Genomic DNA, 9017 nt, shown 5'->3' with positions numbered 1-9017 from the left:
AATTCCGGCACCTTCACGGTCGATACGCTGCTTAACGGATTCTTTCTGAATCATATTGTTTACGGAAAAGTGCTTACCGACATCGCGCAGGAAATCGAGCACATTCAGATTGCCAACCCAATCCAGGTTATTCACAACGTCAGCGGCATTTTCACTGTCGTTAAATTCGATAAAAGCACTCACCTGCTTTTTGAGCTTCTCAACCCAGCCCGCCACAACTTCCGGGCCATTCAGTTTACGTTCGGCCGCTTTAAAGCTCGGGTCACCAATCAAACCGGTTGCCCCACCCACCAGCGCAATTGGCTTATGACCCGCTTGCTGGAAGCGCTTCAACGTTAGCAACGGAACCAGAGAACCAATGTGCAGACTGTCCGCGGTTGGATCGAAGCCACAATAAAGAGTACGACATCCACTTTGCAGATGTTCTACCAGTTCTTCATCGGCGGTTGCCTGGTTTAACAGGCCGCGGGCTTTTAAATCATCAATCAGCGCAGCAGTCATGAGGGTTCTCGGTTGTATCAAATATTAAGGGACGGTGAACATACCTGAACAAGGTGCAAAATCAAGAGCCAGGCTTTGCAACAAAGGCATCAATAACAACATACACTTTGTAAGCAATAAGACATTGCCGTTTTCATTGGGTACACTTGCCCCGCGTGATTATATCGAAGGACATTCAGTTACATGGCTCTGCCCGGACGTTTGCAGTATTTCCCGATAAGCCACCTTGCCGGGGCATTGGGCTTATTTCTATTAGTGTTGTTTGTGAGCTTCTGGCCCAGCGATGATCCACAAGATCTTGCGCAACAGCCTGACCCTGACCAAGTACAGCTTGATCAACGGCAATCAGATCAGAAGCAAGCCGACCCACAATCGCTTGACCAGAAACACCAGCAACAAACCCGCATCGTCATCGACATACCGGAGAAGAAGCCGGAAGTGCCTGCTAAACCTCAGGAAGTGTGGTCTGAAGCGGAAGTGCGCCCGGGGGAAAACCTGTCGCTGCTATTTGATCGTTTTAATCTGAGTGCCGTCGATGTATTAGAAATTGCAGCCGCTGCACCGAAACAGGCGTTACGTCTACAGCCCAAACAAAAACTGCGCTGGGTCAGCTCCGGCGATAACCGTATTCAGAAGTTTGAGATGGTGCTCTCTCCCCTCGCCCGCCATAGTCTGGTGCGTGATGCTCAGGGCAAGCTGCAATACGAACTGGTTGAGCGTAACGCCGACTACCGTCCACGGTTTGCCAGCGCGACGATTAACAACTCGCTGTTTTATGACGGCGGTAAGGCTGGTGTGCCGGAGCAGATATTAATTGAATTGGCCGGTATCTTCGGCTGGGATATCGACTTTGCTCTGGATATTCGTCAGGGCGATACCTTCAGCCTGATTTACGAAGAGATTTATCTCGATGGTGAAAAGATTGGTAACGGCGACATTCTGATTGCCCGCTTCGAGAATCGTGGCCGTGAGCTGACTGCCGTTCGTTATGAAGACAATAAAGGCGACGCCAACTATTACACTCCTAAAGGCCTGAGTATGCGCAAAGAGTTTTTGCGTAACCCCATCGACTTTGCCCGTATCAGCTCACGCTTTAATTTGCGCCGCAAACACCCGGTATTAAATAAGATTCGCGCCCACAAAGGCACCGACTACGCCGCCGCCCGAGGCACCCCCATCAAAGCGGCCGGTGATGGCAAGGTAACCTTTGCCGGACGTAAAGGTGGCTTTGGTAATGTGGTGATTATTCAGCACGGTGCCCGCTATCAGACCTTGTATGCACACCTGAGTAAATTTGGTCGTGGTGTACGTAAAGGCCGCCGGGTAAAACAAAGTCAGATTATTGGTTATGTTGGCAGCACCGGATTAGCCACCGGACCACACCTGCATTATGAATTCCGGGTAGATGGCGTACACCGGGATTCGCTACGAATCAAACTGCCGCAGGCACAATCTATTTCGAAGAAACAAAAAGCGGATTTCCTGAAGCAGTCGGCTAATCTGGTGGAGTGGCTTGAGAGCCATGCTGAGCAACAGCAGGCGAATCAGGCCTCTTTAGCATCTCGCGGAGACAGTCAGTGAGCTTGTTTATTGGCCTGATGTCGGGCACCAGCGCCGATGGTATGGATGCCGCGCTGGTTGAATGTTTACCTGATCAACCTGCCAGACTGATTCATGCCATAGGGCTCGATTATGAACCCGCTTTCTCAAGCCAGTTACGTGAACTGGCCATCACCGCACAAGCAAGTGTTGAAGAACTGGCATTACTTGACCGGGCCATCGCCAAAATCAGTGTACAAGCGGTAAATCAGCTGCTGGCCGAAGCGGGTAAACAGCCCAGTGATATTTGTGCCATTGGTAGTCATGGCCACACCCTGCGTCATAAAGCCTTACGCCAACAGAAGCTGGAAGAAGGTTTTAGCTGGCAAGTGGGTGACCCCAGTTGGATTGCTGAGCACAGCGGCATTTGCTGCATTGCCGATTTTCGCCGGCGGGATATTGCTGCGGGCGGTCAGGGTGCACCACTGGTTCCGGCATTTCATCAGGAATGTCTTGCAGATTCAGCATCACCACGCATGGTTCTTAATATTGGCGGTATCGCTAACCTGACTGTTCTCGGCGAGCAACTGGCAGGCTTCGATTGTGGCCCCGGCAACGCCCTGATGGATGAGTGGTGCCAGTTACAGTGGCAACAACCGCAGGACTTTAACGGCGAACGTGCCGCCACTGGCGCAGTCATCCCAGCTCTATTGGAACAATGGCAACAGCAAGCTGAGATTCATGCTTACTTACAGCAGCCGCCACCTAAAAGCACCGGGCGAGAGCTGTTTAATCTGGATCATCTGGCAATCAATTTGGATCACTACAGCCCTGAAGATGTGCTTGCCACCTTATCCCAACTAACGGCCAATACGATTGCCGATGCAGTGCGTCGTTTTGGTCATGCTGATGGCGAGATTCTGGTGTGTGGCGGCGGCGTGCATAACCCGGACTTAGTGCAACGTATTCGCGCGGCTTTGCCTGGCCACACAATTGATAGCAGTGCTGCTGCAGGTATTGACCCGGACTGGATGGAAGCGATGGCGTTTGCCTGGCTGGCGTACCGTACTCTGAATCAGCTATCGGGCAATGCGCCTCAGGTGACTGGAGCACTGGGCTATCGAATACTGGGTGGAATTTATCCGGCGTAGATAACCATAGCTGGCACACGACATTTTCAGCCGCCGCCCCGAAGGCACATCCATATGCCTGCCGGGCGGCGGAGAAAAGTACTACAGCTCTTTTGCTAATTAGGCGCGTCTGTTTAGAAGTAAGCGTAACCTTCGCTATCTAAGCGAATCACTTCATCACCACCAAACGGGACGGCTTCCAGGAAAGGCGGCAAGTCACCTTCATCCAGATTGTGCTCCCCCATCCAGCGAGTGCAGACTTTCAAGTCCACGACGTTAAACGCATCTAAGCGTGCGGCCAGATCCACCAGCTCTTTATTGTCGCGGTAGTTGCTGCGTTTAAAGATTTCGATTTCAGAGCCATGCAGCACCAGTGCAATTGGGTCTGCGGTGCTGTATTCGGCTTTGCCATTGGCAATTTGTTCGGCACGTGCCAATAAAGAGCGCAGTTCGTCAGCAGTGTGCAATTGAACCAGTGCCTGAAGTTTTTGTGGTGTGGCTTTTTGTGGTGCTGCGGTTTGCAGCATCGGTACTTTGCCTTTCATCATTTCTTTTTTCTGCATCTCGGTACCAGTACCAGACTCAGCAGCAACCGCTGCCGACAGAGATAAAGAAACAGACAAAACAGGAGCGAGCAGTCGTGTCAGAGACGAACGAATAACAAAATGTTTGATGGTCATAACACGACTCCCGGCATCAGATGGAGAATGAAGAACCACAGCCGCAAGTGGATGTAGCGGAAGGGTTATCAACGGTAAACCGTGAGCCTTCCAAACCTTCTTTATAGTCAAGTACAGACCCTACCAGATATCCGTAGCTGAGAGAATCCACTAACACACGAACACCATCGGCATTGACGAAAAAGTCATCGTCCGCTTTTTCATCATCAAAGGTGAAGCCATACTGAAATCCGGAGCAGCCACCACCGGTAACAAAGACCCGCAGACATAGCTCATCGTCTGCTTCTTCCAGCAGCAGCTCACGGATTTTTTCTTCCGCAGCAGAACTCAGGTCAAATGGGTTGGCTTGTTGCACGGCGCTCATGAATGCTCCAGGGTTTTACGGATCTGATTGGAAATTATCGGCTTACCCGAGTATTTCAGTCAACTTTATTAGTTGCTTACATCTGCACCAGACTGTTCTTTAGCGATCTCGACCGCTTTTTTCGGATGGTTGCCTTTTACCTGATGGTTCAGCTTACCGTTCACCTGAGCACCCAGTACCATTTCCATGGCCTGATAATACACATCGCCGTTCACCTGAGCTTTCTTCGCCAGCTCGATGTATTTTCCGGCGTGTACATCACCAACAACGTTGCCGTTAATGATGACATTCGGCGCGTTAATCTGACCTTCGACCCGGCCTTTATCACTGATACGAACCACCGCATCACTGCCAGCATCCGCCAGCAGGTTGCCTTTGATCAGGCCATCAACGTGCAGGCCACCGGTGAACTTCACGTCACCAACAATTTCGGTTTTGGCAGAAATCAGGGTGTCATAGTGGGTGCTGGCACCCTTATCTTTACTGCTGAACATGAATTATGCCTCTCCTGTTTCGGGCCATTCGATGGATTCTTCTACGCGCTGAGCTTTATTGCCGGTGGACTGTAATACCACCTGAACCTGCTCAGGATTAAATTGTGGCGGCAACGTCAGTGTGCCTTTGACTTCCTGGAAGTAACGGAAGCGGAATTTCACCCCAAGATCCGTGATCCCTTTGTCCAGATCACGTAATGGCAGAATGACTTTTTCACTGCCCTGCTGACCAACAAAGTTCACCGCGGCCAAACCGGCGATATAGCTGCTGTTGTCGGCCACCTGAGTCAGCATAATGGAATAGCTGAACTGCCCGGCTTCTTCGCCCGGAGCAATGGCAATTTTGCTGATTCTCAGGCCTTTGTCGTTGGCACTCGGTGCCATGATGCCTTTGTAAAAGGACACTTCCTCTTCCAGCGTGGAGATGTGCGCCTTCAGCTCTTTGACGGTCTGGCGAATGCCTTCGGTGGCTTTGCGATCCACCTCGCCACCTTTTTCCAGCACTCCTACGCGCTGGGTTAAGCGGGCAATTTCATGTTCACTGTCGAGCAGTTCGGTCTCTAGTGCCTGACGGGTTCCGGTCAGCTCCTTGATACTGGCAGTGCTGTTGTAAATACCGGCGAAATAACCACCAGCACCAATGGCCAATAACAGAATCAGGGTATACAACCACTGACGAAAGCGCTGCCAGGGCTGGTAATGCCGGATCACCAACTGATCCTGCTGACTGCCTTTAACCACTGCCATTTGAAATTCCCTTATTGTTAATGATGAAGGTGTTAATGTTTAAGGTAAGAGCGCTACCTGATTCAACCCGGCGCTCTCATCCAAGCCAAACATAATGTTCATATTCTGAACCGCCTGCCCGGATGCGCCTTTCACCAGATTATCGATCACCGACAACACCACAATCTGGCCGGTGTCTTCATTGTGGTGAACCGATAAACGACACATATTGCTGCCTTTTACGCTGCGCGTCGCCGGATGACTGCCCGCTGGCATCACATCCACAAACGGCTCGTTGGCATAACGTGTCTCAAACAATTGCTGTAGTGTCTGACCTTGTAAATTGTCAGCTAAATCAGGTGCTTGGGCATACAGTGTAGAATGAATTCCGCGGATCATCGGAGTTAAATGCGGAACAAAGGTCAAATCGACCGATTCACCGGCGGCACGGGCTAAACCTTGCTTAATTTCCGGCAGGTGACGATGACCCGGTACGGCATAAGCCATCATGGATTCTGAAGTTTCGCACAACAGCGAGCCAACCTTAGCCCCACGTCCAGCACCGCTGACACCGGATTTACAATCTGCAATCAGGGTTTGTTTTGGCAATAAGCCTTTTTCCAGCAACGGAATCAGACCTAACTGCACCGAGGTTGGGTAACAGCCCGGCACGGCAATTAAACGCGCCTGTTGGATTTGCTCACGATTGACTTCCGGCAAACCGTAAACCGCTTCCGGTAATAAGTTCACCGCACCGTGTGGCTGGTTGTACCATTTTTCCCATTCAACCGCGTCTTGCAGACGGAAATCCGCCGACAGATCGATCACTTTTGCTCCGGTATTTAATACGTCTTCTGCCAGTGCATGGGCAACACCATGAGGCGTGGCAAAAAACACCACATCACAAGCACCCAGTGCTTCGGCACTCGGGACAGAAAAGCGTAAATCGGTATGGCCGCGCAGATTCGGAAACATATCCGCCACCGGAACACCCTCTTCACTACGAGAGGTAATCACGCTGAGTTCAACGTTTGGGTGGTTAACCAGAATTCTGAGCAGTTCGACACCGGTATAACCCGTGCCACCAACAATACCAACTTTAATCACAGTGCTGCCTCTTGTGTTGTTTCCCGAATTGCTTTGTGAGTCGTTATGCAATCGCAAAAAGACGCTTATAATACTGATTCTTGAATCACCTGACACCCGCCATCCTCAGGATTACGCACTGGATCAACTTTTGACAAGCAATGGACACCCCGTGACCTCACTCAAACAGCGGCTGCAACAACGTTTACAAGAACACTGGCTCACTCATGTCACCCTGTCGAATAATCAAATTGGTCTGGCGTTATTAGCATTATTGGTTGGCCTCGCCAGTGCCGGTGTCATCACCCTGTTCCGCTTTGCCATCGAAATTCCGCTGGTTGAACTGCTGCCAATGGCCAGTGATGAAGACTACGAAGCGCTCACTCCCTGGCTGCGTGTGGCCTTATTGCTAAGCGGCGGCCTGATTCTGATCGCCATCTTTCAGCCATTATCGAAAGAACGACGCTCGATCGGTGTTGGCCATGTGCTGCAACGCATGGAGCATCATCAGGGCTATTTGCCCTTACCCAATTTATTGCTGCAATGGGTCGGTGCCATTATTGCGCTGCTCAGTGGTCATAGCGTTGGCCGCGAAGGGCCTGCGGTACATTTGGGAGCCGGCACCGCCAGCCAGATTGGGCAGCGTTTTGGTCTGGCTCATCACCGCTTACGGATTCTCGCCGGATGTGGTGTCGCCAGTGCTATTTCTGCGTCGTTTAACACCCCGATGGCCGGAGTCATCTTCGCCATGGAGGTGGTGCTGTTGGAATACAGCATCCGTGGCTTTATTCCGATTATTCTGGCCTCAGTGGCGGGCGCGATTGTCAGTGAAGCCGTGTTTGGTGCAGAAACCGCCTTTGTTATTCCGTCGCTGGATATGAACTCATTGCTGGAAATTCCTTATATTCTGGCGTTAGGGCTGGCAGCCGGTATCACTTCAGCAATCTTTATCCTGACCATAAAACAATTCCAGAAGCTGAATGCCCTGCCGCTCTGGCTTAAATGGGGCGGCCTCAGTCTGGCTACGGCCGTGGTTGGCGTGTTACTGCCACAAGTACTGGGCATTGGTTACGACACCGTGAATGACACGCTCGCAGGCCATGCCGTGATTGGCAGCTTGCTGGCTTTATTGGTGTGCAAATTAGTGCTGACGGCCTGGGCAGCAGCCGTTGGCTTTCCCGGTGGTTTGATTGGCCCCAGCCTGTTTGTGGGCGCGGCGTTAGGCGGCGTGATGGGCCAGCTATCGGCGTTATGGTTGCCGGATTATCCGGTATCGGTAGGTTTCTACGCCATGCTGGGCATGTGTGCCATGATGGGTGCCACCTTACGGGCTCCGCTGGCGGCGCTGGTTGCCATGCTGGAGCTGACGGCTAATCACAACATTATTATGCCGGGCATGCTAGCCATTGTGATCGCCAGTATGGTAGTGAGCGAAATCTTTAACCTACCTTCGGTATTTCAGGTGCTGTTAGGCAAAAGTCCGCTGACACAAACACCCTCTCCGGTACAGCAAATGCTGCGCAATACCTGGGTCGCGCAGGCCATGAACCGTAATATCGCCTGCGTTGACCGCCATATCAGTCGCCGCAGTGCAGAGCTGATTTTGCAGGAAAAGCCCGAATGGCTGTTAATCGACCATGAAAAGGCCTTGCTGGCAACGGCGGATCTGGCTCATGTATTAACGGCGGATGCACAAACCGACGACATTGATCTGATTGCCATTCCGGCTGACCGCGAAGAGCTGGGCCAAATTGCCCTGAAAGCCAATTTACAGGATGCCTTAGACCTGATGCAGGACAGTCAATTACAATGGCTGGCCGTTTATCGTGACAGCCACTGCCAGCATTGTGTTGGCGTGGTATCACGGGAACAGATAGAACACTTTTATCGTTATCAGCCGGAGAATGTCTGATGTTGTGGGTGAAAGCCTTTCATATCATTGCGGTGGTGACTTGGTTTGCCGCTATTTTTTATTTACCACGCTTGTTTGTGTATCACGCCAGTGCCGATGACCAACCGTCGCAAGAGCGTTTTAAAATTATGGAGCGCAAACTGTACCGCGGCATTATGACACCTTCGATGGTGGTAGTGATTGCACTGGGTGCCTGGCTGCTGAGTTTTAATCCATCGTATTACTTTTCCAGTGGCTGGATGCACGCCAAACTCACGGCGGTGGTGTTATTAGTGGCTTACCATTTTTATTGTGGCCATCTGGTAAAAGTATTTCGTGATGATGCCAACCAGCGTTCGCATGTTTTTTATCGCTGGTTTAATGAAGCACCGGTCTTTTTGCTGATCTTTATTGTCATCATGGTGGTCGTGCGACCGTTTTAATTTTTGAAGTCATTAGCAAGCATTACTGGCATCTGTATCTGACGCGCTGTAAATCCATCCATGGAAGCTCCCCTATCGCATCCCTGCGATAGAGGGTCAGCAACAGATACCAGAAATACTCGCTTAATTTAGCTCTAACATTGTTGAATATATAAAGAGATGA

10 protein-coding genes (1 of these 10 only partly in view) are annotated in these 9017 nt (G+C 51.1%); 4 read left to right on the top strand and 6 right to left on the bottom strand.

Annotated elements, in window-relative coordinates:
• On the bottom strand, positions 1 to 501 hold the 5' portion of the coding sequence (gene tyrS, locus ACO05E_RS08825; RefSeq protein ID WP_419812578.1) for a tyrosine--tRNA ligase. It extends 801 nt beyond the left edge of the window; the window shows 501 of its 1302 coding nt (coding positions 1-501); it begins with the start codon at positions 499 to 501; its stop codon lies off the left edge, out of view.
• Between the two features lie 183 nt (positions 502 to 684).
• Here tyrS and ACO05E_RS08820 point away from each other — a divergent pair, with 183 nt between their 5' ends.
• Both ACO05E_RS08820 and ACO05E_RS08815 read left to right on the top strand, forming a co-directional pair.
• Complete coding sequence (locus tag ACO05E_RS08820; protein WP_419812577.1) at positions 685 to 2082, top strand: peptidoglycan DD-metalloendopeptidase family protein; 1398 nt, start codon at positions 685 to 687, stop codon at positions 2080 to 2082.
• Complete coding sequence (locus tag ACO05E_RS08815; protein ID WP_419812576.1) at positions 2079 to 3191, top strand: anhydro-N-acetylmuramic acid kinase; 1113 nt, start codon at positions 2079 to 2081, stop codon at positions 3189 to 3191. The genes ACO05E_RS08820 and ACO05E_RS08815 overlap by 4 nt, the downstream gene beginning before the upstream one ends.
• Before the next feature lie 113 nt (positions 3192 to 3304).
• Here the strand turns inward: ACO05E_RS08815 and ACO05E_RS08810 are convergent, their stop codons facing one another.
• From ACO05E_RS08810 to argC, 5 genes are all read right to left on the bottom strand, one after another.
• Positions 3305 to 3850: a DsrE family protein gene (locus ACO05E_RS08810; RefSeq protein ID WP_419812575.1), complete on the bottom strand. Its 546-nt coding sequence runs from the start codon at positions 3848 to 3850 to the stop codon at positions 3305 to 3307.
• 16 nt (positions 3851 to 3866) lie between these two features.
• A complete protein-coding gene (gene erpA, locus ACO05E_RS08805) occupies positions 3867 to 4214 on the bottom strand; it encodes an iron-sulfur cluster insertion protein ErpA (protein ID WP_419812574.1) in 348 nt (115 codons plus the stop codon).
• A gap of 68 nt (positions 4215 to 4282) precedes the next feature.
• The gene (locus ACO05E_RS08800) at positions 4283 to 4708 is read right to left on the bottom strand and encodes a bactofilin family protein (protein ID WP_419812573.1); all 426 of its coding nucleotides are present in this window, start codon (positions 4706 to 4708) and stop codon (positions 4283 to 4285) included.
• 3 nt (positions 4709 to 4711) lie between these two features.
• On the bottom strand, positions 4712 to 5455 hold the full coding sequence (locus tag ACO05E_RS08795) for a DUF6776 family protein (RefSeq protein WP_419812572.1): 744 nt from the start codon (positions 5453 to 5455) through the stop codon (positions 4712 to 4714).
• A gap of 39 nt (positions 5456 to 5494) precedes the next feature.
• Positions 5495 to 6541 carry an N-acetyl-gamma-glutamyl-phosphate reductase gene (argC, locus tag ACO05E_RS08790; protein ID WP_419812571.1) on the bottom strand — a complete coding sequence of 349 codons (1047 nt, stop codon included), beginning with the start codon at positions 6539 to 6541 and terminating at the stop codon, positions 5495 to 5497.
• Between the two features lie 151 nt (positions 6542 to 6692).
• Between argC and ACO05E_RS08785 the strand changes: the two genes are divergently transcribed.
• Together ACO05E_RS08785 and hemJ are read left to right on the top strand one after the other, a co-directional pair.
• Positions 6693 to 8432 carry a chloride channel protein gene (locus ACO05E_RS08785; protein WP_419812570.1) on the top strand — a complete coding sequence of 580 codons (1740 nt, stop codon included), beginning with the start codon at positions 6693 to 6695 and terminating at the stop codon, positions 8430 to 8432.
• The gene (gene hemJ, locus ACO05E_RS08780) at positions 8432 to 8854 is read left to right on the top strand and encodes a protoporphyrinogen oxidase HemJ (RefSeq protein WP_255858453.1); all 423 of its coding nucleotides are present in this window, start codon (positions 8432 to 8434) and stop codon (positions 8852 to 8854) included. The genes ACO05E_RS08785 and hemJ overlap by 1 nt, the downstream gene beginning before the upstream one ends.
• Positions 8855 to 9017 lie beyond the last annotated feature (163 nt).

The sequence above is a fragment of the Bacterioplanoides sp. genome (genome assembly GCF_965226395.1).
Lineage (GTDB): Bacteria > Pseudomonadota > Gammaproteobacteria > Pseudomonadales > Oceanobacteraceae > Bacterioplanoides.
The sequence above is the reverse complement of the archived record's forward strand: the minus strand, read 5'-3'. Positions and strand labels throughout refer to the sequence as shown.